This window comes from Pseudomonas sp. LBUM1669, assembly GCF_059695705.1.
In genome coordinates, this window is sequence record NZ_CP166784.1 from 1,459,005 (window position 1) to 1,482,868 (window position 23,864).

Below are 23,864 nucleotides of genomic sequence, written 5' to 3' on the forward strand. Positions count from 1 at the left end.
CACAAATATTAACGCCTCTCACCGGGTAGCGGCGATGGCATGTCATGGGTCGTAGAGGGTTCTGTCTGCGATTCAGCATAGTCTGCACTCACAGCCTGGGTGATCCCGAACGCTTCACTACACAGTGACAGGTCATTGTTGCGAAAGGACTTTTTCAACAGATACAAAAAAGGCCACTCTTTCGAGTAGCCTTTTTTGATGTTTGGTTGCGGGAGCCGGATTTGAACCGACGACCTTCGGGTTATGAGCCCGACGAGCTACCAGACTGCTCCATCCCGCGTCTGTGTGGCGGCATTCTATAGAGATACGCCGGTGTGTCAACCGTTAATCTGAAACCGGGTCAAATAAGCGTGAATAAGCGGCGAACGGTCGCAGGGCAGACTTAAGTTTTGGAATCAGAACGATTTCTCATTTCCTACCTAAAACAGACGCGCACAAAAAAGGCCACTCTTTCGAGTAGCCTTTTTTGATGTTTGGTTGCGGGAGCCGGATTTGAACCGACGACCTTCGGGTTATGAGCCCGACGAGCTACCAGACTGCTCCATCCCGCGTCTGTGTGTCGGCATTCTACAGAGGATCGCCGGGCTGTCAACCTTCAATTCGGATAAAACCTGTTCTGGTTCAATCGCTTAGCGGGAAGGTGGGGCAGGGTTATCGTCTGCGAGGCAGGTGTGGCAAGGCTTGCAGCTCTATCAGGTGGTGCTTTTCGATTGAGAAAATAAATTCACCGGTTACTTTTCCTACCGGTGGGGAAGAAGATTCAGACTACTGGTGCTATATACAGGTGTCAGTGAGATACTGCCGATCCGACACGCAAATACGCCATTTCTTCACCATGAACACCGCTTTTATATGAGTCAGCGAAAAATCATCCACGTCGATTGCGACTGCTTCTACGCTGCCATCGAGATGCGTGACGACCCGCGCCTGGCGGGTAAACCTCTGGCGGTGGGTGGTTCGGCGGATCGGCGCGGGGTGATCGCCACTTGCAACTATGAGGCTCGGGCCTACGGCGTGCGCTCTGCCATGTCTTCCGGGCAAGCCCTGAAGCTGTGTCCGGACTTGACCATCGTCAAGCCGCGCATGGACGCCTATAGAGAAGCGTCGAAGGAAATTCATACGATCTTTGGCGATTACACCGACTTGATCGAGCCGCTTTCCCTCGACGAGGCTTACCTCGACGTGTCGGACTGTGCACATTTCGGTGGCAGCGCCACGCGCATCGCCCAGGACATTCGCCGTCGAGTTTCCAATCAGTTGCACATCACGGTCTCGGCCGGCGTGGCGCCGAACAAGTTTCTGGCCAAGATTGCCAGTGACTGGAAGAAACCCAACGGTTTGTTTGTGATCACGCCGGATCAGGTCGAGGACTTTGTCAGCGGTTTGCCCGTCAGCAAGTTGCACGGCGTTGGCAAAGTGACCGCTGACAAGCTGGGCAGGCTCGGCATTGTTGATTGCTCGCATTTACGCGAGTGGGACAAGTTGGCGCTGGTGCGTGAATTCGGCAGCTTCGGCGAGCGACTGTGGAGCCTGGCCCGTGGGATCGATGACCGGCTGGTGCACAACGATAGCCGCCGGCAATCGATCAGTGTTGAAAACACTTACGACGTGGACCTGCCGGATCTGGTCAGTTGCCTGGATAAATTACCGGAGTTGCTGGAAATCCTGGCGGGCCGTATGGCGCGGATCGACAGCAGCTATCGGCCCGGCAAGCCGTTCGTCAAAGTGAAGTTCCATGACTTTACCCAGACGACGCTGGAGCAGGCCGGGGCAGGGCGGGATTTGGGCAGTTATCAGTTGTTGCTGACCCAGGCGTTCAATCGCGGCGGGAAACCGGTGCGGTTGTTGGGGATTGGCGTGCGGCTGGAGGATTTGCGGGGCGGGTTTGAGCAGATGGAGTTGTTTGAGCGGTAGTTTTGCGTTGAATCTTAAGACCTCTTCGCGGGCAAGCCTCGCTCCTACGGATTTGTGTCATGCGCGATACCGCGTTCAACCCAATACTGTAGGAGCGAGGCTTGCCCGCGACGCTTTTGCTTTTAATTCGGTCCCGGATCCGCCACCAGTCGCCCGGCATCCTTGGTCAATGACTTGAGGAATTCGGTCTGCAACTCAGGGTCATTGCGAGTCAGTTCGATCAGGCTTTGTTCCAGCTCGCTGGCTTCTTCTTCAAGACCCAGTTCCGACAGTCGTTTGACCCGGTGTACCCACTGGCTCACTTCGTCGTCTTCGAGGTCGTCATAAATCAGGCCATGGGCTTCGAGCAGCTTGCCGCGCAATGAACGGCTGACCGCCAGGGACGAATCGCTGTGTACATCGTCCTGGCCGTCTTCGACGCTGATCAACAGGCGGCTCAGATGATTGATGTCATGTTCGGCGAACGGGCTGTCCAGCAGGTTCAGGCGCAACACGCCGTTTTTGTCGGTGCTCAGCTCGAACGTTTCCTTGCCCGCTTTCACCACCACCGGGCGCTCGCTCCAGGGCAGGCTCGAGTATTCGGTGCGCTTGTCGAGCTGGACCTCATCGATCCCTGCCAGGTTTTGCTGCGCGCGACCGTTGGACTGCACGTTCATGAGAGGGTTGAGCCCGGCAAAACCGTAGCTCAGCCAATCCTTGGTCACGCTGTCCGGCAGACTGCCGAGGGTGAATACGTTGACCACATTCGCACCGACACCGCCCACCACCGCTACTGCGCCCAGCGGGATCTCGTAGACCTCCCGCCAGGGTTGGTAAGGCGTGTAGCGATCGTAGTGACGCGTGACTTCGAATTCGGTGACTTCGAACGTTTTTTGCTCGTGGATTTTGACCCGACGTTGCGGCAACTCGAGCACCTTGGGCTCGCCGACATCGATCTGCAGGCTGTGATCGAGCAATTTGCGCTCGACACGCTCCTCGTGCTCGCTGCGTTGCGACATGTGATTGGCACAGCCGCTGACCAGCAGGGTGCCGCACAGGGCGGCACCACCGAGGCCTAAGGTGTTTCGCTTGAACATGACTTCTCTATCTGGTGTCAGCGGCGGATACGGGCCTGGAGGAAAGACAGCACGTCATCGACCGGCAGCGCTTGCGCTTCAGGTTCGGTACGGCTCTTGTATTCCAGATTGCCTTCGGCGAGGCCGCGGTCACTGACCACGATCCGGTGAGGAATGCCGATCAGCTCCATGTCAGCGAACTTGATGCCCGGGCTGGTTTTCTTGTCACGATCGTCCAGCAGTACTTCGAAGCCGGCGGCAGTCAGTTCTGCATACAGCTTGTCAGTGGCTTCACGAACCTGTTCGGTTTCGTAGCGCAATGGCACCAAAGCGACCTGGAATGGAGCCAGCGTGTCGCTCCAGATGATCCCGTTAGCGTCGTTGTTCTGCTCGATGGCCGCAGCCACCACGCGGGAAACGCCGATGCCGTAGCAACCCATTTCCAGGGTCACCGGCTTGCCGTTCTCGCCCAGCACTTCGCACTTCATCGCCTTGCTGTACTTGTTGCCCAGCTGGAAAATGTGCCCGACTTCGATGCCGCGCTTGATTTCCAGGGTGCCCTTGCCATCAGGGCTTGGGTCGCCGGCGACGACATTACGCAGGTCGGCAACGGTCGGAACCGGCAGATCACGCTCCCAGTTCACGCCGAAGTAGTGCTTGTCGTCGATGTTCGCACCGATGCCGAAGTCGCTCATCAGCTCGACGGAACGGTCGATGATGATCGGCAGTGGCAGGTTCAGCGGGCCGAGGGAACCGGCGCCGGCGCCAATGGCGTCGCGCAGTTCGGCTTCGGAAGCCATGACCAGCGGGCTGGCAACGCCTGGCTGGTTGCCGGCCTTGATTTCGTTCAGCTCATGGTCGCCACGGATGATCAGGGCAATCAGCTTGCCTTGCTCTTCGGCGTGAACCACGAGGGTCTTGATGGTCTTTTCGATCGGCAGGTTGAAGCCTTCGACCAGTTGCGCAATGGTCTTGGCGTTCGGTGTGTCGACCAGGCGCAGCTCTTCAGCCGGCGCCGCGCGGGAAGTTTCACGCGGTACGGCTTCGGCTTTCTCGATGTTCGCGGCGTAGTCGGAACCGTTGCTGAAGACGATATCGTCTTCGCCGGATTCGGCCAGTACGTGGAATTCGTGGGAGCCGGCGCCGCCGATGGAGCCGTTGTCGGCTTCTACAGGGCGGAACTTCAGACCCAGACGGGTAAACACGTTGCAGTACGCCTGGTGCATGCGGTCGTAGGTGACCTGCAGCGAAGGCTGATCAGCATGGAACGAATAAGCGTCCTTCATGATGAACTCGCGACCGCGCATCAAACCGAAGCGTGGACGGATTTCGTCACGGAACTTGGTCTGGATCTGGTACAGGTTGATCGGCAGCTGTTTGTAGCTGCTCAATTCGTTGCGCATCAGGTCAGTGATGACTTCTTCGTGGGTCGGGCCGGCGCAGAAATCGCGGCCGTGGCGATCCTTGAAGCGCAGCAATTCAGGGCCGTATTCTTCCCAGCGCCCGGATTCCTGCCACAGCTCAGCCGGTTGGGTGCTCGGCATCAACACTTCGAGAGAGCCTGCAGCGTTCATTTCTTCACGAACGACGGCTTCGACCTTGCGCATCACTCGCAAGCCCATCGGCAGCCAGGTGTAGAGGCCCGAGGCGAGTTTGCGGATCATGCCGGCGCGCAGCATCAGCTGATGGCTGATGACGACCGCGTCGGAAGGCGTTTCTTTCTGTGTGGCGAGCAAAAATTGACTGGTGCGCATGGTTGGCCGTTGTCGGTTGCTGATGACGAGAAATGACGGAGCATTGTACGGGCGAGATCCGCTGGCGTACAGGCGTGCGGTCGGCGGTGTGGCACGAGGGCGGGAATCGTCGCGCCCTCTGCGAAATATCCTACGATTCTTCCGCGACCTGGGTCGGCACCGGTTCGGGTGTCGGCGTCGGACCTGCGCGGCGGCTCTCCTGGAACCAGTGCAGGGCGATCAACAGCAGGGTCGGAACACCCAACAACGCCGTGATCAGGAAGAAGTTGTGGTAACCGAATTTCTCCACCATGACCCCTGAATAACCGCCGATCAGGCGTGGCAGCAGGAGCATGATCGAGCTGAGCAGGGCGTACTGGGTGGCGGAGAATTTCAGGTTGGTCAGGCTCGACAGGTAAGCCACGAACGCCGACGTCGCCAGCCCTGAACTGAAGTTATCCAGGGAAATGGTCATGATCAGCATGTTCAGGTTGGCGCCCATGTCGGCGAGCATCAAGAACAGCAGGTTGGTGCCGGCCGACGTTATGCCGCCGATCAGCAGAATCGGCAGGATGCCGAAACGTACGATCAGCAGGCCACCCATGCCGGCGCCGACCAGGGTCATGATCAGGCCGAAGATCTTGCTGACACTGGCGATCTGGTCCTTGGTGAAGCCTTGGTCGATGTAGAACACGTTGGCCATCACGCCCATGACCGTGTCGGACATCCGGTAAGTCGCAATCAGCCCGAGCAACAGGAACGCTTGCCAGCGGTAACGCAGAATGAAGTCGTTGATCGGCGTCAGCACCGGCGCCAGGCCGCGACGGCCCATGGCTGACAAGCACATTAGCGTAAGTGTGGTGTAGAGGATCGCGCGCAGGAAAGCGCGGTCTTCGAGCAGTAGGTCGAGCGGGCTCGCGCCTTCGAACAGCACGCTGGCGAAATCAGTGTTGTAGAGCTGAGTGAACATGGCTGGCACGGACACCAGCAGCACGATCAGCACGAACACCGACATCAGTTGATGCATAAAGCTGTAGCGGCCGGCTTGAAGTTGAGTACGCAGGGGTACAGGTGGTTCGCGCATGAACAGCGTAGTCAGCAGCGCCGGGACCATCAGGGCGCCAAACAGCACGTAGGTGCCGGCCCAGGCCGAATGCTGGTAATTGAAACCTGTGGAGCCAAAGCCTTCAGCGAAGAACAGCGCGCCGGCCGTCGCCAGCAGTGCGGCGATCCGATAGCCGGACATATAGCTGGCCGCGAGCGCCGCCTGGCGAGTGTCGTCGGCGATTTCCAGGCGATAGGCGTCAACGGCAATGTCTTGCGTCGCCGAGGCAAAGGCGACGACCACGGCGATGGCGATAAGCCAGGACAAATGCTTTTGCGGGTCGCAGAAACCCATCCCGATCAAGCCCAGGATCACCAGCCCCTGGGACAGCACCAACCAGGAGCGTCGTCGACCGAGCTTGCCGAGAAATGGCAGGCGCCATTGGTCTAGCAGCGGGGACCAGACCCATTTAAAGGCATAGGCCAAGCCGATCAGGCTTGCATAACCGATGGTTTCGCGGGCCACACCGGCCTCACGCAGCCAGACGGAAAGCGTCGAAAACACCAGCATGTAGGGCAGGCCGGCGGCGAAACCAAGCAACAACAACACAAGCGTCGAGGGGCTGGCATAGGCGGCGAGCGCGGCGCGCCAGGTTTTACGGGGCATGGGCTGGAGTCTGCCTCAAGAATTACGGAAACAAAGCGCGCACTCTAACCGCTGTGCTCTACCGGGCGCCAGCCATGGCGCTGAATATCAACACGATTGTTCAGGATACTGACGCCTTCGGAGCGCAATCGCGCGCGCTGCTCATCCCCTGAAGGGCTGCCCACTGGGAGGCTGATCCGACCGCCGGCACCGAGCACGCGGTGCCATGGCAGCTTGGTGTCGCCGGGCAGTTGGCTCAGTGTGCGTCCCACCCAGCGCGCGGCTCGGCCCAGTCCGGCCAGTTCGGCGAGTTGACCATAGCTCACCACTTTGCCCTTGGGCACCTGCGCGAGGGTCAAGTAGAGCGCCGTGCGTCGGATTTGCGCTGCGCTTTCGGTTTCAGTGGTTGGGTCGGTCACGTCCGTGGTTCCTGAAGAATTTCGCTTTACCGTCCGTAGAGTAAGTCCTGGATGCGCAATTGAGAAATGAACTCAATAGAAATAGTCGGGTCAGTCCTTGCTAGGGTCTTATTCTCAGGGATAATGCCGACTTTTTTTCGCAAACTTGAGCCTGTATTTGCTTATGGTGTCCAGAACCCTGCTGTGCCTTGCTGTCATGAGTGCCTCCACTCCGTTGCTCGCTGATACCGTCTGGTTGAAGAACGGTGACAAACTGAGTGGCAAGATCACGCTGTTCGATGGCGGTAAATTGCTGATCCAGACCGAATATGCCGGTGCGGTCCCGATCGACTGGAAACAGGTCAAGACCCTGGAAAGTGATCAGGAGTTGCTGGTCAAGCAGGATGCCTACACCGGTGAGAAGGCCAAGTCGCTGCATGCGGCAGACGACGGCAAGGTGACGCTGGAAAACGGCGAGGTGCCCAAGACGGTCGAGTTGGCCAGTATCCAGCAGATCCTCAAGCCCAAGCCGGTGGTCGAAGACCTGGTGTGGAAGGGCAATGTCGACATGGCGCTGGATTATCAGCGTGCAGAAAAAGACACCGACGACTACGACATCGACTTCAAGACCAGTGCCCGTCACGGCAAATGGCGGCACACGGCTGAAGGCGAGTACAACCGCGAGTTCCAGGATGACGTGGTCACCACTGATAACTGGCGGGGCGAATACTCGCTCGACCGCTTCCTGACCGAGAAATGGTTCTGGCAGGGCCGTGCCGTCTATAAACGTGACAAGGTTGAAGACCTCTCCCGCCAGCGCACTGTCGGTACCGGCCCTGGTTACCAGTTCTGGGACGACGAGCTGGGCGCATTCTCGCTGGGTTCGCTGGTCAACCGCACGGACTATGAGTTCGCTGATGGCGGCAAAGAAAACTTCTATTCCCTGGCTATGAAGTGGGACTACAACCGTTACCTGATTGGTAAAAAGGTGGAGTTCTTCACGAATGGTGAAGTGGGCAAGCCGTTGTCGGGCGTTGCCGAGTACGCGCTCGATGCCGAAATGGGCTTGCGCTACAAGGTCACCGACTGGGCGTCGCTTAACCTTAAGGCCGAGCGAGACATCATCAGCGGCACAGACGATGCCGATCTGGACAAGACCCGGTACACCGCAGGATTCGGCGTAGCCTGGTAAGCGCGCAAAAAAATCGCAGCCATGGGCTGCGATTTTTTTGTGCCTGTAAAACACACAGGCACAAAAAAGCCCCGCTTTTGAGGGCGGGGCCTTTTACTAAAGCAAGTACAAGTTAGATAACTTGAACTTCTTCAGCTTGCATGCCTTTCTGACCGCGGGTAGCGATGAAAGAAACCTGTTGGCCTTCTTTCAGGCTTTTGAAGCCGTCGGATTGGATAGCTTTGAAGTGAACGAACAGGTCGTCACCGGATTGTGGAGTGATGAAGCCGAAGCCTTTTTCATCGTTGAACCACTTAACGGTACCAGTTTGGCGATTAGACATGGTGTAACTCCTTGAACAAAGATAACTGCGACGCAGGAAGAACCCTGGCCGAGACTGAGTGCAAAGAGCAGGAAAAATTCTTGTAGATGGTTGGATCGAAATTCAACATATCGTGTAGAGATTCTCAGTGACACAAGCAGCACAGTGGCGCCACCTTAACCCTTTTTCCGGAACGTGCCAATGCTTCCTGCGAAGGTTTCTCTATTTTCATGACTGACGGTGCACCGGATTACGGCGAAGACCCAGATATCACGGGGGATTGGCGAGAATTACACCCCCGGACTTTGAACCCGGAGCGCGCGCCCGGTAAGATGCCGGACAGAATTTTTCCACCTCGCTATTCAGGACACCCGCCATGAGCATCAAATCGGACAAGTGGATTCGCCGCATGGCGCAGGAACACGGCATGATCGAGCCGTTCGTCGAGCGCCAGGTGCGCGGCAGCGACGATAACCGTGTGATCTCCTACGGCGTGTCGAGTTACGGCTACGACGTTCGTTGCACTAGTCATTTCAAGGTGTTCACCAACATTAATTCGGCCATTGTCGACCCGAAAAATTTTGATGCCGGCAGCTTCGTCGATATCCACAGCGATGTCTGCATCATCCCGCCGAACTCTTTCGCCCTGGCCAGCACCGTCGAATACTTCCGTATTCCGCGCAACGTATTGACCATTTGCCTGGGTAAAAGCACCTACGCCCGCTGCGGCATCATCGTCAACGTCACCCCGCTTGAGCCTGAGTGGGAGGGGCATGTGACCCTGGAATTCTCGAACACAACCAACCTGCCGGCGAAAATCTATGCCAACGAAGGCGTGGCGCAGATGCTGTTCCTTGAATCCGACGAAGAGTGCGAAGTGTCTTATAAGGACCGTGGCGGCAAGTATCAGGGCCAACGCGGCGTGACCCTGCCACGCACCTGAGCCATTCATCTGGCAGGTCGCGGGAATTCTTGAGCGGGTAGACACTCTATTGGGTGTACTGCCCGGTTCGCGTACAGCGGACGGGGCCATCGCTCAGGAGTGCTTTATGAAGATCGATCCGCGAATAAGTGCCGAACTGGCAAGGCTTGAGCCCAATCAGATTGGCGTCCTGGCCTGGTCCTTGTTGGCACATCCAGCCATCAGCATGGCAGGGGGCATCCCCGGCCAGCCTGATCCTGATACCCCGAACGAACAGCCTACCGAGCCCGGTGAACCCACCCTGCCGGATGAGCCGCCTCCCGCGCCTGTAGCCTGATCTGCCGTCGACAATGAATGGTCAGTCAGCTGTAGTCCTTGAAGACTTCAGCTGACTGGCCATATTTCGTTGTCGCCGATGACAAAGATCCTGCAGCTGTCGTCGCGCTCAACCTGATACCCGCCGGTAAACGCGCCCAAAGCCGGAAGCAGGCTGATCTGCTCGCCCAATCTGAAACATGCCAAGCGCAATCGCTGCCGACCTCTGCCGTTCAGCCGATAAACCGGATGCACATGTCCGGCGAGTACATGCCGGTGCGGATGCGGATCGGGCTCATGCTGCAAGGCGAACGGCCCGAGTAACAACGGCTCAGGCACCACGCGTATGTTTAACGACGCCGGCGGGTCCCCTGCACGTTTGTCGTGGTTGCCGCGGATCAGCGTCATCGGCAGATCCGGGTGTCGCGCTCGCCACTCAGCCAGGGCGCTTAACGTGCCGCAAGCATGGGAGCCAGGCCCGTGCAGAAAATCCCCGAGGAAAATCAGCTGACGGCAGGGCAAAGCGGCCAACAACCCGTCCAGCACCGCGACATTGCTGGCGGTGGTGCCATGGGGCACCGGCTGGCCAAGGCTGCGATACGCCGCCGCTTTGCCAAAATGCACATCGGCGATCAGCAGGGCTTGTTGTGCCGGCCAGTAAATGGCTTTTTCCGGCAGCAGCCACAGTTCCTCACCGGCCAGTCGCACGGGATAGGGCGTACTCATCAGGTTTTCCCGGTTTCGGCGGTTTTCTCAAGGTCGGTGACCATGCGTCGGATACGGTCCGCGAGTTTTTCCGAACTCATGCTTTCCCGCATGCGCTCAACTAACAGGGGAAACCCCAGCGGCGTAGGACGTTTGATCTGATGCAGGTCCAGTTTCAGTCGATTGATACGCGCCAACGTCTGTTCCAGACGATCAATATCCAGTTCTTCCCGTAGGACTTCTTCCCCAGCCTGCGCCAGCAACAGATTCCCCGCGTCGTACTGCTTGAACACCTCGAAGAACAGTCCGCTGGAGGCTTGGACCTGCCGTGTACTTTTCGGTGCGCCGGGGTAGCCGGCAAACACCAGTCCGGCAATTCGCGCGATTTCCCGAAAGCGGCGGAGCGCGAGTTCGCCGGCATTCAAGCTGGCGAGGACATCGTTCAACAAGTGCTCGGGGCTCAACAGGCCAGGGTTCAACACCTGCGACCAATCCACAGGGGTGGCGCTGAGCAACTCCAGCCCGTAATCGTTGACCGCGATGGAAAACGTCACCGCCTGCTGCTGGCTGACCCGCCACGCCAGCAAACTCGCCAGGCCCAGATGCACCTGGCGCCCGGCAAAGGGGTATAGAAACAGGTGCCAGCCTTCGCGGGATTTCAGCGCTTCGGCCAGCAACGAATTCGAGGTCGGCAGCCCGGACCAGCGTTGCTGCACCTCCAGCAGCTGCCGTAGCGCCCGCATCTCCGGGCCGATGAACTCGCCTTGCTCCGCCGCACTGAAACGCGCGACCACCGCCTGTGCCAGTTCGTTGGATAGCGGCATCCGCCCGCCATTCCAGCGCGGCACCGCGGCTTTTTTCGCGGTGCTGCGTTTGACATAAGCGGTCATGTTTTCCACGCGTACCAACTCCAGCAAGCGCCCCGCGAACAGGAAACCGTCGCCCGGTTTGAGTCGCGCAATAAAACCTTCCTCGACACTGCCCAACTGCTTGCCGCCGCCGCCCTTGCTCCAGAACTTCAGCTGAATGCTCGCATCGCTGACGATGGTGCCGATGCTCATGCGATGTCGCCGCGCCAGCCGAGCATCCGGTACACGCCAGACGCCAAGCTCGTCAGGCTCGACCCGGCGATAATCCGGATAGGCTGTCAGAGAAAGACCTCCGTGGCGTACGAAAGCCAATGCCCAGGTCCAATCCTCCACGGTAAGGTCTCGATAGGCCCAGGCTCCACGGACTTCTTCATACAACTCATCGGGAAGAAACCCACCGCCCAGCGCCATGCTGACCAGGTGTTGAACCAGCACATCCAACGGTTTGTGCGGCGACTCCCGGGGCTCGATACGGCGTTGCGCCAGGGCGTCTTGAGCCGCGGCCGCTTCGATCAGCTCCAGGCTGTGGGTCGGCACCAGCGTCACCCGTGACACTCTCCCCGGCGCATGACCGGAACGCCCGGCCCGCTGCATCAGGCGCGCCACGCCTTTGGCCGAGCCGATTTGCAGCACCCGTTCCACCGGCAGGAAATCCACTCCCAAGTCGAGGCTTGAGGTGCAGACCACCGCTTTGAGCTGGCCTTCCTTCAGCGCTCGCTCGACCCAGTCGCGGGTGTCGCGCGACAGTGAGCTGTGGTGCAAGGCGATCAGCCCGGCCCAATCGGGGCGCGCGCCCCGCAAGGCCTGATACCAGATCTCGGATTGCGCGCGAGTATTGGTGAACACCAGGCTGCTGGGGCTGGAGTCTATTTCAGCGACGACTTGCGGCAACATCTTCAAGCCAATGTGCCCGGCCCAAGGAAAGCGCTCGATGGCGGGCGGCAGCAGCGTGTCGACCCGCAGTTCCTTGGACGTCTGGCCTTGCACGCTGATGCCGTCACCCTGTGGGATCAATACCTGTTCGGCGTGGGCCTGATTACCCAGCGTCGCGGAAACGCCCCACACGATCAGGTCCGTCTTCCACCGGCGCAAACGGGCGAGGGCCAGTTGCAGCTGCACGCCGCGCTTGTTGCCGAGCAGTTCGTGCCATTCGTCGACCACCACCATGCGCAAGGTCGCTAGCGCGGTTTGCGCATCGGCACGTGCGAGCATCAGGGTCAGGCTTTCGGGGGTGGTGATCAGCGTGGTGGGCAGGCGTCGGCTCTGTCGCGCACGTTCGCTGCCGCTCGTGTCGCCGGTGCGCAGGCCGACGCTCCAGGGGATCTGCAGGTCGTGTAGCGGTGCTTCCAGGGCGCGAGCGGTGTCGGCGGCCAAGGCGCGCATGGGGGTTATCCACAGCACCGTCAGCGGTTCGGCCGGCGGTTTCCGTTTGCGAGGGTTTTCAACAGGGGCGGTGGACGTGGCGTAGCGATTGAGCGCAGCAAACCAGACTGCATAGGTTTTACCGGCACCGGTGCTGGCGTGCAGTAAGCCAGACTCACCGCGCTTGACGGCCGTCCACACTTGCTTCTGAAAGGCGAATGGCTTCCAGTCGCGGGCGCTGAACCATTGTGATGCGTAGTCGGTGGAAGATCCCATGCCGGCGGTGTGCGCTCTGAAAGTCTTCTTTCAGTGACCGCGGCGCGGGTGAACAAGTTTAATCGCAGTACTGCCGATCGACACCTGAACCCTGTTGGAGCGAAGCTTGCTCGCGTGAAGGCGGTGTGTCAGCCGACATCATCGTTGTCTGACACACCGCCTTCGCGAGCAAGCTTCGCTCCTACAGGTTTTGCTGTGTTACTTGAGGTTGCCGCTCAGGAACTGCTTCAGCCGCTCGCTCTTCGGATTGCCCAGTACGTCTTCCGGCGCGCCTTCTTCCTCGACCAGGCCCTGATGCAGAAACAACACCTGGCTCGACACTTTGCGGGCGAAGCTCATTTCGTGAGTCACCATGATCATGGTCCGGCCTTCTTCAGCCAGGCCTTGAATCACTCGCAGCACCTCACCCACCAGCTCCGGGTCGAGTGCCGAGGTCGGTTCGTCGAACAGCATGACTTCCGGTTCCATGGCCAATGCCCGCGCAATCGCCACGCGTTGCTGCTGGCCACCGGAAAGAAACGCTGGGTATTGATCCGCCACCCGTGCCGCCAGCCCGACCTTGTCGAGGTAACGCCGCGCGCGGTCTTCGGCTTCCTCTTTGCTGCAACCCAGCACCCGGCGCGGCGCCATGGTGACGTTTTCCAGCACCGTCATGTGGCTCCACAGGTTGAAGTGCTGGAACACCATGGCCAGGCGGGTGCGGATTTTTTGCAGTTCATCGGGGTCGGCCACGTGCATGCCGTGGCGGTCCTTGATCATGCGGATGTTCTGGCCATCCAGGCTCATGGCGCCGTCATTCGGTTGTTCGAGAAAGTTGATGCAGCGCAGAAAGGTACTTTTGCCCGAGCCGCTGGCGCCGATCAGGCTGATGACGTCGCCGGTGTTGGCCTTGAGTGAAACGCCTTTGAGCACATGATGATCGCCATAGCTTTTATGCAGGCCTTCGATGGTCAGTTTGTACATGGGGCATGCATCCTCAAGGCGAAAGTAGGTAGCCGCTGCGATAGGCCTCGGTGCCCGCGACGTGCGCGATCACCATGCCGGCAGTGGCCATGCGCCGCAGCGAGCGGGCGTACATCAGGCCGGCGGCAGTGCAATGAACGGGAGTGACGCGATCGTTGATCGGGTCGATGATTTCGGCGATCAGTTGCCCGGCTTCGAGGTATTCCCCCGGCAGCGCGGTGAACACCAGCAGGCCACCCACCGGTGTCGACACCGGCTCGACGCCGGCCAACGGGGTGGCGGGGTAGGGCAGCTCGGGCAATGGCGCCGCTTCGCCGGCAATGGCGCCGAAGTGAATCAGGTAATCAATCAGCGCCTGGCAGTCGAGACTGGCCAGAGGATGATTGACGTCGCCCTGGCCGCGCAACTCGACGGTGACCGAGAAACTGCCCAGCGGGATGTTGAACTGTTCGCCGAAGCGTTCTTTCAACTGCCACCAGAGCAGGGTGAAGCATTCATCGAACGACTGACCGCCGGAATCGGTGGCCAGCAGGCTCGCTTCGGCACCGATGTAACGGGCTAGCGGCTCGACCTGGGGCCAGGCGTCGGGTGTGGTGTAAAGGTGGGCGACCGCTTCGAAATCACAATGCAGGTCCAGCACCATGTCCGCATCGCAGGCCAGCCGTTGCAGGGTCAGGCGTTGGGATTGCAGTTGCGTGCTAGCGGTCTGCCTGGCGAGGGCGTTGCGTAGATTTTCGCGGATCAACTCGAGGTTGCGCTGCGGATCTTCGCCGAGCTGGCCTTCGATCTCGTTGCCGACCGCTTCGCTCAAGTCGACGAACCAGCGATTGAAGTTTTGCCCGCTTTCCAGCTCGTAGCGGCCCAGTGGCACATCCATCAGCACCTGTTCCAGGCCGACCGGGTTGGCCACCGGCACCAGCACGATTTCGCTGCGCAGGCGACCGGCGGCTTCCAGCTCCGCCAGACGCTGCTTGAGGTGCCAGGCCACCAGCATGCCGGGCATTTCATCGGCGTGCAGGGACGACTGGATGTAGATCTTGCCTTTGGCCGACGTTGGGCCGAAGTGGAAGCTGTGAATCTGTCGTGCGGTCCCCGGCAGTGGGGCCAGCAAGTCATGTATCTGGTGGCGCATGTTCGTCTCTTTATTCCTGAAAGCGGGTCCTAGTGGGTCGGCCCGAGGAACGCCAGCCATCGGCGTTCGGCGAGGCGGAACAGGCCGACCAGCACGAAGGTAACGGTCAGGTAGATCAGCGCGGCGATGCCGAACGACTGGAACGTCAAGAAGGTCGCCGAGTTGGCGTCCCGTGCGACTTTCAAAACATCCGGGATGGTCGCGGTGAACGCTACGGTGGTCGAGTGCAGCATCAGAATCACTTCGTTGCTGTAATAAGGCAACGAGCGACGCAGGGCTGACGGCATGATCACGTAGGCATACAGCTTCCAGCCTGTCAGGCCGTAAGCCTTGGCCGCTTCGACTTCACCGTGGGCCATGCTGCGGATCGCCCCGGCGAAAATCTCAGTGGTGTAGGCACAGGTGTTCAGGGCAAACGCCAGGATCGTGCAGTTCATCGCATCGCGAAAGAACGCATCCAGCACCGGCTGGGCGCGCACGGCGGCCAGGCTGTAGATGCCGGTGTAGCAAATCAGCAACTGTATATACAGCGGTGTGCCGCGGAACAGGTACGTGTAGAACTGCACCGGCCAGCGAATGTAGAAATGCGGCGAGACCCGGGCGATGGACAGCGGGATCGACACCAGGAAACCGATGAAGATCGAGGCACTGAGCAGCCACAGGGTCATGGCCAGGCCGGTGATGTTGTAGCCGTCGGTATAAAGGAAAGGTTTCCAGTACTCCTGCAAGAGTTCGATCATCGTACGGCCTCCCGGGAACCGGCGGCGTAGCGGCGTTCGAGCCAGCGCAGGACAAAGTTCGAGGCGCTGGTGATCACCAGGTAAATCAGCGCTGCGAGCACCAGGAAGTAAAACAGCTGATAGGTGCTTTTGCCGGCATCCTGTGCCGCCTTGACCAGATCGGCGAGGCCGATGATCGAGACCAGCGCGGTGGCCTTGAGCATCACCATCCAGTTATTACCGATACCCGGCAGGGCGAAACGCATCATTTGCGGGAACACCACGATTCGAAAGCGCTGACCACGTTTGAGGCCATACGCGGTAGCCGCTTCGACCTGGCCCCGAGGCACGGAGAGAATCGCCCCGCGAAAGGTTTCGGTGAAGTACGCGCCGTAAATGAATCCCAGGGTAATGACCCCGGCACTGAACGGGTTGATCTCGATGTATTCCCATTCCATGAAATCGGTGAACGACGTCAACCAGGTTTGCAGGCTGTAGAAAATCAGCAGCATCAGCACCAGGTCCGGTACGCCGCGAATCAGAGTGGTGTAGATCTGTGCTGGAACCCGCACCAGTTTGACTTTTGACAATTTGGCAGTGGCGCCGAGCAGGCCGAGCAATACGGCCACCAGCAGCGACAACGCTGATAATTTGATGGTCATCCAGGTGCCTTCCATCAGCAACGGACCGAAGCCCTTGAGGCTGAAGGCTGAGAGCCCCAGGTTTTGTAATAGGTTTTCGAACATAAATCAGCAACCTGATCGGGTGAAAAAAGCGCCCATCGCGAGATGGGCGCCGGGCATTATTTGCCGCTGTACAGATTCAGATCGCCAAAGTGTTTCTTCTGAATGGTGGCGTAGGTGCCATCGTCGTGTAACGCTTTGATACCTTTATCCAAAAGTGCTTTGAGGTCTTTGTTACCTTTAGAGATACCGATAGCTGTTTTGGCCGGCAGCAATTCGCTGTCAACCGGCTTGCTGACTTCGTAACCTTCGCCCTTTGGCGACTTCAAGAAGCCCAGTTCGGCTTGCAGCATGTCCTGGATCGCAGCGTCGAGACGACCCGACATCAGGTCGGAATACACCTGATCCTGGTTCTGATAGGCCTGGGTTTTCACGCCAGCCTTGTCCAACACGGCCTTGGCGTAGGCTTCCTGGATGGTGCCTTGCTCGTAGCCGACGGTCTTACCCTTCAGGGAAGCAACGTCTTCGCTCAGGCCGGAACCTTTCTTGAATACATAAGCGGTTGGGCCGGAGAACAGCTCTTCAGAGAAGTCGATGACTTTTTCGCGGGCCGGGGTGACGGTCATCGAAGAGATCACACCGTCGAATTTATTGGCCTTGAGGCCCGGAATCATGCCGTCGAAATCGCTTTCGACCCATTTGCACTTGACCTTCAGCTCGGCGCAGATCGCGTTCCCCAGATCGATGTCAAAGCCCACCAGGCTGCCGTCTGCCGCTTTCGACTCGAATGGCGCATAGGAAGGGTCAACGCCAAAACGCAGTTCTTTGTATTCCTTTGCCATGGCGGAACCAGCAGCCATGCACAACGCCAGTGCAGAAAGGGTCAGCAATGCTTTTTTCATTATTCAATCCCTAAGAACCAATATGAGCGCTTGTGGCGCAGAATTATTGTTACTGGAAAGCGTAAGACCCATTGAAAGTAGCAATTTCCGAACCAGAGTCCCGAACAAGCGTTTTAAAAGGTGATACAAGAAGTGGCAATAGGGGATTTGTGCACGAAAACGGGCGTCGGAAAATAGCTGCACCAAATAAGGTCAAACGGATTCAAATCCTGTGGCGAGGGAGCTTGCTCCCGCCGGAGCGCGAAGCGGTCCCGCTGTTGAAAATTTGCGACTGCTTCGCAGCCGAAACGGGAGCAAGCTCCCTCGCCACAAAGGCTTATTTCAGCCCAGCAAATCCTGCAATGTTCCGAGATTGTCAGCCTCCTCAACCGACTTATCCTGTCGCCACCTCAACATCCGTGGAAACCGCACGGCAATCCCGCTCTTGTGGCGTTTCGACAGGGCAATACCCTCAAACCCCAGCTCAAACACCAGGCTCGGTTTCACACTGCTCACCGGCCCGAATTTCTCCACCGTGGTCTTGCGCACTATGCTGTCGACCTGGCGCATTTCCTCGTCGGTCAACCCTGAATAAGCTTTGGCGAACGGCACCAGGGTGCGTTCGCTGGCGTCCGGCGGGCCGTCCCACACTGCGAAGGTGTAGTCACTGTAAAGACTCGCCCGGCGACCATGGCCGCGCTGCGCATAAATCAGCACCGCATCGACGCTGAAGGGGTCGACTTTCCATTTCCACCAGACGCCCATGTCCTTGGTCCGGCCGACGCCATACAAAGCATCCCGGGCCTTGAGCATCATGCCTTCGACACCGAGGCTGCGGGAGGCCTCGCGTTGCCTGGCGAGGTCGAACCAGTCTTCGCCGGTAAGCACCGGCGAGGTGAGTAACACCGGGTTGTTGCAGGTGGTGATGAGCTGATCCAATTGCGTGCGGCGCTTGGCCTGAGGCTGACGGCGCCAGTCCTCGCCTTGCCATTCCAGCAAATCGTAGGCGAGGACCACCACCGGCACGTCTTCGAGAATTTTCTTGTCCAGGGTTTTGCGGCCGATTCGCTGCTGCAACAGCGCGAACGGCAGTACCGCAGGAGCGGATGGCGATTGTGGATTGAAAGCATCGTCAGTGTTGGGTCGAGGGGCTTTCCAGGCGACGATTTCACCGTCGATCACCGTACCGTCAGGCAGTCCGTGCAACAGGCTGTCGAGTTCGGGAAAGCGCTCGGTCACCAGTTCTTCGCCGCGTGACCAGATCCACAGGCGCCCCTCACGCTTGACCACTTGGGCGCGGATGCCGTCCCACTTCCACTCCACTTGCCACTGGCTTGCCGGGCCGAGCACGGTTTCGAACTGTTCGACCGGTTGTGACAGGGCGTGGGCCAGGAAAAACGGGTAGGGCTGGCCACCGCGTTGGGCATGTTCGTCGGACGATTCGGCGGCGATCAATTTCAGGTAACTGGCAGCGCTCGGACGATTGGACAAGTCGGTGTACCCGACCAACCGCTGGGCCACGCGTTTGCTGTCGAGCCCCGCCATGGCCGCCAAGGCTCGCGTCACCAGCAGCTTGGAGACGCCGACTCGGAAACTGCCGGTAATGAGTTTGATGGAGAGCATCAGGCTGTGACGGTCCAGTTGCGCCCAGAGCGCGGGCAGTCGCTCTGCGAGAACTTCCGGGGACTCACCGCGCAGTGACAGCAGTTTGTCTTCAATCCACACCGCCAGCCCGTCGGTGGAGCTGTGCTGGGTTTCGGGCAGGACCAGCGAAATGGTTTCCGCCAGATCGCCGACCGCCTGGTAACTTTCTTCGAACAGCCAGGGCTCAAGGCCGGAAAACTCGACGGCCAGCTCACGCAGCATGCGCACTGGCACCAACTGCCGAAATCGCCCGCCGGACAAAAAGTACACCGCCCACGCGGCGTCTTCGGGGGCGGCCTGAGCAAAGTAGGTTTGCATGGCGGCCAATTTGGCATTGTTTGATGTGGTGGCGTCGAGTTCGGCATACAGCTCGGCGAAGGCTTTCATGCCGGCACCTCGGCGCTCTCGGGCTCGACCTCTGCGCTTTCTTCCTCATCGTCGCCGCCGTATTCGGTGCTGAAGGCCATGGCATCAAGGCCCTGTTCGCGCAGATGCCGCACCAGCACCCCCGCCGAACCGTGGGTGACAATGACCCGTTCGGCCCCGCTCTGTTCGATGGCCCATAGCAGGCCGGGCCAGTCGGCGTGGTCGGACAATACAAAGCCACGGTCCACGCCGCGTCTGCGCCGCGTGCCGCGCAATCGCATCCAGCCGCTGGCAAAGCCATCGCTGTAATCGCCAAACCGGCGCATCCAGGTGCTCGCGCCAGCCGATGGCGGGGCGATGACCAGCGCCTTGCGCATCATCGGATCGCTCTTTTGCACGTCGCCGGCATAGATCGTCGGCGGTATATAAACGCCGCTCTCGCGATACACCCGGTTCAGCGGTTCCACCGCGCCATGCACCAAAATGGGGCCTGGACTGGCATCAATGCCATGGAGAATCCGCTGGGCCTTGCCGAAGGAATAGCAGAACAACACGCTGGTTTTGTCGGCGGCGGCATTGGCCTGCCACCACTGATTGATCTCGTCGAAGACCTGCGCCTGGGGTTGCCAGCGATAGATCGGCAGGCCGAAGGTCGACTCAGTGATGAATGTATGGCACTGCACTGGTTCGAAGGGTGCGCAGGTGCCGTCGGGTTCGATCTTGTAATCCCCCGAGGCCACCCAGACTTCGCCGCCGTATTCCAGGCGCACCTGCGCGGAGCCGAGGACATGGCCGGCGGGGTGAAAACTCAGGGTAACGCCGTGGTGCCGCAAACGCTCGCCGTAGGGCAGCGTTTGCAGGTTGATGTCCTGGCCCAATCGCGCACGCAAAATCCCTTCGCCGGGCGCGGCTGCCAGGTAATGCTGGTTGCCGGTGCGGGCATGGTCGCCGTGGGCGTGCGTGATGACCGAACGCTCGACCGGCCGCCACGGGTCGATATAGAAATCGCCGGCGGGGCAGTAGAGACCTTCAGGACGCGCGATAACAAGATCCATGTTGTTACCAAAATGGGGGGACTTGTTAGCTATGAGGTTTGCGCGAAGCCAGAAGTTCTATCAAATGTTCATGGCAGAGAGATATTCCCCTGTGGGAGCGAGCCCGCTCGCGATGAGGCCATGTCAGCCACCGCTTTTAGTGACTGACACACCGTTATCGCGAGCAGGCTCGCTCCCACATTGGTTAACCCACATTGGGTCGGCTTGACCTTATTTGCCGGGAGTCAGGGTCAATCGCGTCTTGCCGTATACCTTGTCAAAGTTCTGCGGTTGCATCGGCAGGCTCATGTATTGCCCTTTCAGCCATGGATCAATGCTGTCGAGGTAGTGCGGGCTCGCCGGGTTGCCGGACTGACCGGTGCTGTTCTGCCCCATCAGCGGTTCTGCCTGGCTGAAGTCCACGATAAAGCGCATGGCCGGCGCCAGCGTGGTGTTGAAGTCCTGGCCCCAAGTGAAGGCCGCCGTGTTCAGCGTCGTGTGATCGCCGCCGGCCGCGAGCGGACCGCGCACGGTCTGGCCGCTGGCATTCTTCCACTCATAGCGGTGCAATTTGCCCCACTGCCAGGCTTTGTGATCACTACCCAATTGGCTGTCACCAGCGCTGATCGCCGCCGCCAGACTGCGGGCGAGGATCGCCGGCTTGTCTTCTTTCTGCGGCGTGCGCGCGTCATCCCAGAACGGACTGTCTTCACGGCCCAGCAGGTGATCGGCCTGAGCTGCGTAGGACAACTTGCCGTTGGCGATAAAGGCTTTCCACGCCGGGCTGTTTTCCGGGCCCAGTTCGTCGAGGAAGATCTGTTTGGTGCTTTCCTGCAGGAACAGCTCGTAGATCGCCGCATCCGCGGAAGTCGGGCTGAGTTTGCCGTCAAACGCCATCAAACGGGTGTACGCCTCGCGAGCCTTGCCGCGATCGGCAACCGGCAGGGCTTCGATGGCCTGTTTGAGCGGCTGGGACATGCCCGGTGCTTCAAACATTTTCTTCAGTTTGGCGGCGAACGTCGTGGTCTGGTCGTATTGCATTGCGATCACGCTGCGAGTGTCGTGTTTGCCCACACCCGCCAGTTCGGCCAGGCGTTCGCCACGTTCCGGTGCCGACCAGGAATTGGACAACTGCATGCCATAGCCATGGGGAATGACCCGCTGGTTGGCGGTGCCGAGCCAGCCTTGGGCCGGGTCCTGGTCATACGGATGGAGCATCGGGTCGGCGTAACCGTCCCAATCGTAGCGACCTTCCCAGCCCGGCGACGGCAGCAGGCCTTCGCCTTCGCGACGGTTCGGGTAACGCCCGGTGACTTGCCAGCCGATGTTGCTGGCATCGGCGAACACCAGGTTCAAGGCGATGGCGCGGATTTCACGGCTGGCGTCCGAGGCTTTCTCGACGTTCTGCGCCCGGGACAGGTCGAAAAACGCGTCCAGGGTTTTGTCGTCCGTGAAGTTTGGTGTCTGCAAGGCCAAGCCGTAACCGTTGGCCAGCGCCGTACCTTGGGCGCTGTTGAGCAAAGGACCGTGGCGGGTTTCGTACACCACTTCGCGAATCGGCCGCTGGCCTTTGACGAAGTAGGTTTCGTTGCGCACGATCGCCGGCTGCCATTTACCGCCGACTTCATACGTGAGGCCGTTGCCCTGGCGTTTGATTTTTTCCAGGAACAGGTCCTGGTTGTCGCCCATGACCGAGGTCATGCTCCACGCCACTTTGCCGTTGAAACCACCGAGCACCATGGGCAAACCGGCGATCGTCACGCCAGAGGCCTGGTATTTCGGTGCGCGAATCTGCACGTAGCTGAACAACGACGGCACGCCCAGTGGGCCGTGGCTGTCGCTGGCCAGCAGGCTTTTGCCACTGCGGCTGCGTTGCGGGCCGATGGCCCAGTTGTTCGACGAGGTGGCGCCCAGCAGATTCAGGTCGGACAGTTGTCCGGTGGCTTTGCTGATTTCCGTCAGGCCCGGGATAGCACCATTGAGCTTAAAGCCCTGCAGTTTTTCGGCTTCGCCCAGCGGCAGTTTTTCGTCGGGAGCGGACGGCGTCAGCCACCCGAGTTTGTCCGTGGTGACGGTCTGGGCCAGCATCAGTGCGTTGATTTCTTCCGGCAGATTGGCGGACTGACTGAAGTTCAGCAGGCAGAAAATCAGCGCGGAGTCTTCCGGTTGCCAGTATTCAGGCTTGTAACCGCTGGCCGTGAGGTCGACCGGCAACTTGTCGCGGAAGCGGAACAGGTAGGCGTTGACGCCGCGGGCATAGACTTCGAAGAAGCGTTTGAGGCGCGGCGATGAAGCCTTGTACAACTCGCCCGCGCTTTTCTTCAGATTGACGGCGCGCATGTAGCGGTCGGCGTCCAGCAGGTCCGAACCGGACAACTCCGACAAACGGCCCTGGGCCAGCAGGCGCAGAGTGACCATTTGCGTGATGCGGTCGCTGGCGTGGACGTAGCCGAGGGCGAACAGGGCGTCGTGGAAGCTGTTGCTTTCGATCAGCGGCATGCCCATGGCATTGCGGCGCACCGAAACGTTCTGCGCCAGGCCCTTGAGCGGCTGCACGCCGGTGGTCGGCGGGAGGGTGTCCTGGGTGTTCCAGGTCTGACAACCGGTCAGGCTCAAAACACCGGCCACTGCTGCGGCAACGCCGAACCGGGGAAGAAAATGTGTAAGGGCTGGCGAGGCCATGGCAAAGCTCCTGCGGGGGGTAGCGTCATTAAAGGCGCTACGTTAGTGAGCAGGAGGAGGGCGCGCAAGCGGGGCTTCAGGTTATTTCAGGATTTGTCCGATAAACACAATCTCCCGGGCGATGCATTACCTGTGGCGAGGGGGCTTGCCCCCGTTCGGCTGCGTAGCAGTCGTAAACCTGTGAATGCGGTGTATCTGGAGGAATGCAGGGGACCGCTACGTGGTCCAACGGGGACAAGTCCCCTCGCCACATTTAGTACATCACCATAGGGGCTGCGTCTGCGTCGGGGTCAGGGTTTTGGTGGGTTGACCTTGGCCGCCAGGGCATAGGCCTTCACCGTCGCCGGACGGTTCTGGATGTGGTTGAACCAGCGCAGCACGTTAGGGAAGTCTTCCAGGTTCTGGCTCTGCCATTTGTGGGAAACGATCCACGGGTAGATCGCCATGTCGGCAATGCTGTATTCGCTACCGGCGACAAACGCTTTGTCGGCCAGTTGTTTGTCGAGCACCCCGTAGAGACGGGCGGTCTCATCGATATAGCGCTTGATCGCGTAAGGAATTTTCTCCGGTGCAAACTGGCTGAAGTGATGATTTTGCCCCGCCATCGGCCCCAGGCCGCCCATCTGCCAGAACAGCCACTGCAGCGCTTGTTGGCGACCGCGCAGGTCTGTGGGCAGGAACTTGCCGGTTTTTTCCGCCAGGTACAACAAAATTGCCCCCGACTCGAACACCGACAACGGTTCTCCACCGTCGACGGGCTCGTGATCGACGATGGCCGGGATTCTGTTGTTCGGGGAGATTTTCAGGAAGTGAGGCTGGAACTGTTCGTTCTGGCTGATGTTGATCGGGTGCACGTTATACGGCAGGCCGGCTTCTTCCAGGAATATCGAAATTTTGTGGCCGTTGGGGGTGGTCCAGTAATACAGGTCGATCATGAAGTACTCCAATCAAGAGACGTCGATAGGTCGGACAGCGACCGCGGGCACCAGGTCGTCCTGTTTGCATTTGATGGCTTGCCTGTAAGAGGA

General features: G+C 59.5%; 20 protein-coding genes and 2 tRNA genes. 4 read left to right on the forward strand and 18 right to left on the reverse strand.

Features of this window, described 5'->3' with window-relative positions:
* Window positions 1-203: 203 nt before the first annotated feature.
* Window positions 204-280: transfer RNA gene (locus ACA051_RS06655), tRNA-Met, on the reverse strand.
* A gap of 194 nt (window positions 281-474) precedes the next feature.
* Window positions 475-551 (reverse strand) — tRNA-Met (locus ACA051_RS06660).
* A gap of 301 nt (window positions 552-852) precedes the next feature.
* On the opposite strand from ACA051_RS06660, the gene dinB reads away from it, so the two are divergent.
* Complete coding sequence (gene dinB / locus ACA051_RS06665) at window positions 853-1,914, forward strand: DNA polymerase IV (RefSeq protein ID WP_497374057.1); 1,062 nt, start codon at window positions 853-855, stop codon at window positions 1,912-1,914.
* Window positions 1,915-2,036: 122 nt separating this feature from the next.
* On the opposite strand, the gene ACA051_RS06670 is transcribed toward dinB, so the two are convergent.
* The 4 genes from ACA051_RS06670 to ACA051_RS06685 form a co-directional block, all read right to left on the reverse strand.
* Window positions 2,037-2,990, reverse strand: coding sequence for a hypothetical protein (locus tag ACA051_RS06670; RefSeq protein ID WP_497308687.1), 954 nt, complete (start codon window positions 2,988-2,990; stop codon window positions 2,037-2,039).
* A gap of 17 nt (window positions 2,991-3,007) precedes the next feature.
* Window positions 3,008-4,723 carry a proline--tRNA ligase gene (locus tag ACA051_RS06675; RefSeq protein ID WP_497308689.1) on the reverse strand — a complete coding sequence of 572 codons (1,716 nt, stop codon included), beginning with the start codon at window positions 4,721-4,723 and terminating at the stop codon, window positions 3,008-3,010.
* 130 nt (window positions 4,724-4,853) lie between these two features.
* Window positions 4,854-6,413 carry an AmpG family muropeptide MFS transporter gene (locus tag ACA051_RS06680; protein ID WP_497308691.1) on the reverse strand — a complete coding sequence of 520 codons (1,560 nt, stop codon included), beginning with the start codon at window positions 6,411-6,413 and terminating at the stop codon, window positions 4,854-4,856.
* 44 nt (window positions 6,414-6,457) lie between these two features.
* On the reverse strand, window positions 6,458-6,811 hold the full coding sequence (locus ACA051_RS06685) for an MGMT family protein (protein WP_497308693.1): 354 nt from the start codon (window positions 6,809-6,811) through the stop codon (window positions 6,458-6,460).
* Window positions 6,812-6,974: 163 nt separating this feature from the next.
* On the opposite strand from ACA051_RS06685, the gene ACA051_RS06690 reads away from it, so the two are divergent.
* A complete protein-coding gene (locus tag ACA051_RS06690) occupies window positions 6,975-7,982 on the forward strand; it encodes a DUF481 domain-containing protein (protein WP_497308695.1) in 1,008 nt (335 codons plus the stop codon).
* Between the two features lie 112 nt (window positions 7,983-8,094).
* Here the strand turns inward: ACA051_RS06690 and ACA051_RS06695 are convergent, their stop codons facing one another.
* Entirely contained in the window at window positions 8,095-8,304 is a 210-nt protein-coding gene (locus ACA051_RS06695) for a cold-shock protein (protein WP_002554837.1), read from the reverse strand.
* 355 nt (window positions 8,305-8,659) lie between these two features.
* On the opposite strand from ACA051_RS06695, the gene dcd reads away from it, so the two are divergent.
* A complete protein-coding gene (gene dcd, locus ACA051_RS06700) occupies window positions 8,660-9,226 on the forward strand; it encodes a dCTP deaminase (RefSeq protein WP_010462661.1) in 567 nt (188 codons plus the stop codon).
* A gap of 106 nt (window positions 9,227-9,332) precedes the next feature.
* Window positions 9,333-9,542 (forward strand): hypothetical protein, encoded by a 210-nt coding sequence (locus ACA051_RS06705; protein ID WP_010462659.1) that lies wholly within the window; start codon window positions 9,333-9,335, stop codon window positions 9,540-9,542.
* Window positions 9,543-9,589: 47 nt separating this feature from the next.
* Here the strand turns inward: ACA051_RS06705 and pdeM are convergent, their stop codons facing one another.
* The 11 genes from pdeM to ACA051_RS06760 form a co-directional block, all read right to left on the reverse strand.
* Window positions 9,590-10,246, reverse strand: a complete 657-nt coding sequence (gene pdeM / locus ACA051_RS06710; protein WP_497374059.1) for a ligase-associated DNA damage response endonuclease PdeM — start codon at window positions 10,244-10,246, stop codon at window positions 9,590-9,592.
* Window positions 10,246-12,732, reverse strand: a complete 2,487-nt coding sequence (locus ACA051_RS06715) for a ligase-associated DNA damage response DEXH box helicase (RefSeq protein WP_497374061.1) — start codon at window positions 12,730-12,732, stop codon at window positions 10,246-10,248. Before ACA051_RS06715 ends, pdeM begins: the two co-directional genes overlap by 1 nt.
* A gap of 198 nt (window positions 12,733-12,930) precedes the next feature.
* A complete protein-coding gene (locus ACA051_RS06720) occupies window positions 12,931-13,695 on the reverse strand; it encodes an ABC transporter ATP-binding protein (protein WP_497308701.1) in 765 nt (254 codons plus the stop codon).
* Window positions 13,696-13,708: 13 nt separating this feature from the next.
* Window positions 13,709-14,827: a succinylglutamate desuccinylase/aspartoacylase family protein gene (locus ACA051_RS06725; RefSeq protein ID WP_497308703.1), complete on the reverse strand. Its 1,119-nt coding sequence runs from the start codon at window positions 14,825-14,827 to the stop codon at window positions 13,709-13,711.
* 29 nt (window positions 14,828-14,856) lie between these two features.
* Window positions 14,857-15,567, reverse strand: coding sequence for an ABC transporter permease (locus tag ACA051_RS06730; RefSeq protein ID WP_497308705.1), 711 nt, complete (start codon window positions 15,565-15,567; stop codon window positions 14,857-14,859).
* Window positions 15,564-16,292, reverse strand: a complete 729-nt coding sequence (locus ACA051_RS06735) for an ABC transporter permease (RefSeq protein ID WP_403098650.1) — start codon at window positions 16,290-16,292, stop codon at window positions 15,564-15,566. Before ACA051_RS06735 ends, ACA051_RS06730 begins: the two co-directional genes overlap by 4 nt.
* A 56-nt stretch (window positions 16,293-16,348) precedes the next feature.
* A complete protein-coding gene (locus ACA051_RS06740) occupies window positions 16,349-17,131 on the reverse strand; it encodes a transporter substrate-binding domain-containing protein (protein WP_497308707.1) in 783 nt (260 codons plus the stop codon).
* Window positions 17,132-17,452: 321 nt separating this feature from the next.
* On the reverse strand, window positions 17,453-19,141 hold the full coding sequence (locus ACA051_RS06745) for an ATP-dependent DNA ligase (RefSeq protein ID WP_497374063.1): 1,689 nt from the start codon (window positions 19,139-19,141) through the stop codon (window positions 17,453-17,455).
* Window positions 19,138-20,175, reverse strand: coding sequence for a ligase-associated DNA damage response exonuclease (locus tag ACA051_RS06750; protein WP_497374065.1), 1,038 nt, complete (start codon window positions 20,173-20,175; stop codon window positions 19,138-19,140). Before ACA051_RS06750 ends, ACA051_RS06745 begins: the two co-directional genes overlap by 4 nt.
* A gap of 210 nt (window positions 20,176-20,385) precedes the next feature.
* A complete protein-coding gene (locus ACA051_RS06755; protein ID WP_497308713.1) occupies window positions 20,386-22,836 on the reverse strand; it encodes a penicillin acylase family protein in 2,451 nt (816 codons plus the stop codon).
* A gap of 290 nt (window positions 22,837-23,126) precedes the next feature.
* Window positions 23,127-23,771: a glutathione binding-like protein gene (locus ACA051_RS06760; RefSeq protein WP_497308715.1), complete on the reverse strand. Its 645-nt coding sequence runs from the start codon at window positions 23,769-23,771 to the stop codon at window positions 23,127-23,129.
* Between the last annotated feature and the right edge of the window lie 93 nt (window positions 23,772-23,864).

Excerpts from the sequence above, each read along its gene's own strand:
- ACA051_RS06720 (WP_497308701.1), bottom strand. The coding sequence starts at position 13,695 with ATGTACAAACTGACCATCGAAGGCCTGCATAAAAGCTATGGCGATCAT.
- ACA051_RS06745 (WP_497374063.1), bottom strand. The coding sequence starts at position 19,141 with ATGAAAGCCTTCGCCGAGCTGTATGCCGAACTCGACGCCACCACATCA.
- pdeM (WP_497374059.1), bottom strand. The coding sequence starts at position 10,246 with ATGAGTACGCCCTATCCCGTGCGACTGGCCGGTGAGGAACTGTGGCTG.
- ACA051_RS06730 (WP_497308705.1), bottom strand. The coding sequence starts at position 15,567 with ATGATCGAACTCTTGCAGGAGTACTGGAAACCTTTCCTTTATACCGAC.
- ACA051_RS06755 (WP_497308713.1), bottom strand. The coding sequence starts at position 22,836 with ATGGCCTCGCCAGCCCTTACACATTTTCTTCCCCGGTTCGGCGTTGCC.
- ACA051_RS06735 (WP_403098650.1), bottom strand. The coding sequence starts at position 16,292 with ATGTTCGAAAACCTATTACAAAACCTGGGGCTCTCAGCCTTCAGCCTC.
- ACA051_RS06675 (WP_497308689.1), bottom strand. The coding sequence starts at position 4,723 with ATGCGCACCAGTCAATTTTTGCTCGCCACACAGAAAGAAACGCCTTCC.
- ACA051_RS06705 (WP_010462659.1), top strand. The coding sequence starts at position 9,333 with ATGAAGATCGATCCGCGAATAAGTGCCGAACTGGCAAGGCTTGAGCCC.
- ACA051_RS06750 (WP_497374065.1), bottom strand. The coding sequence starts at position 20,175 with ATGGATCTTGTTATCGCGCGTCCTGAAGGTCTCTACTGCCCCGCCGGC.
- ACA051_RS06725 (WP_497308703.1), bottom strand. The coding sequence starts at position 14,827 with ATGCGCCACCAGATACATGACTTGCTGGCCCCACTGCCGGGGACCGCA.
- ACA051_RS06670 (WP_497308687.1), bottom strand. The coding sequence starts at position 2,990 with ATGTTCAAGCGAAACACCTTAGGCCTCGGTGGTGCCGCCCTGTGCGGC.
- ACA051_RS06715 (WP_497374061.1), bottom strand. The coding sequence starts at position 12,732 with ATGGGATCTTCCACCGACTACGCATCACAATGGTTCAGCGCCCGCGAC.
- ACA051_RS06690 (WP_497308695.1), top strand. The coding sequence starts at position 6,975 with ATGGTGTCCAGAACCCTGCTGTGCCTTGCTGTCATGAGTGCCTCCACT.
- ACA051_RS06695 (WP_002554837.1), bottom strand. The coding sequence starts at position 8,304 with ATGTCTAATCGCCAAACTGGTACCGTTAAGTGGTTCAACGATGAAAAA.
- ACA051_RS06760 (WP_497308715.1), bottom strand. The coding sequence starts at position 23,771 with ATGATCGACCTGTATTACTGGACCACCCCCAACGGCCACAAAATTTCG.
- ACA051_RS06740 (WP_497308707.1), bottom strand. The coding sequence starts at position 17,131 with ATGAAAAAAGCATTGCTGACCCTTTCTGCACTGGCGTTGTGCATGGCT.
- dinB (WP_497374057.1), top strand. The coding sequence starts at position 853 with ATGAGTCAGCGAAAAATCATCCACGTCGATTGCGACTGCTTCTACGCT.
- dcd (WP_010462661.1), top strand. The coding sequence starts at position 8,660 with ATGAGCATCAAATCGGACAAGTGGATTCGCCGCATGGCGCAGGAACAC.
- ACA051_RS06680 (WP_497308691.1), bottom strand. The coding sequence starts at position 6,413 with ATGCCCCGTAAAACCTGGCGCGCCGCGCTCGCCGCCTATGCCAGCCCC.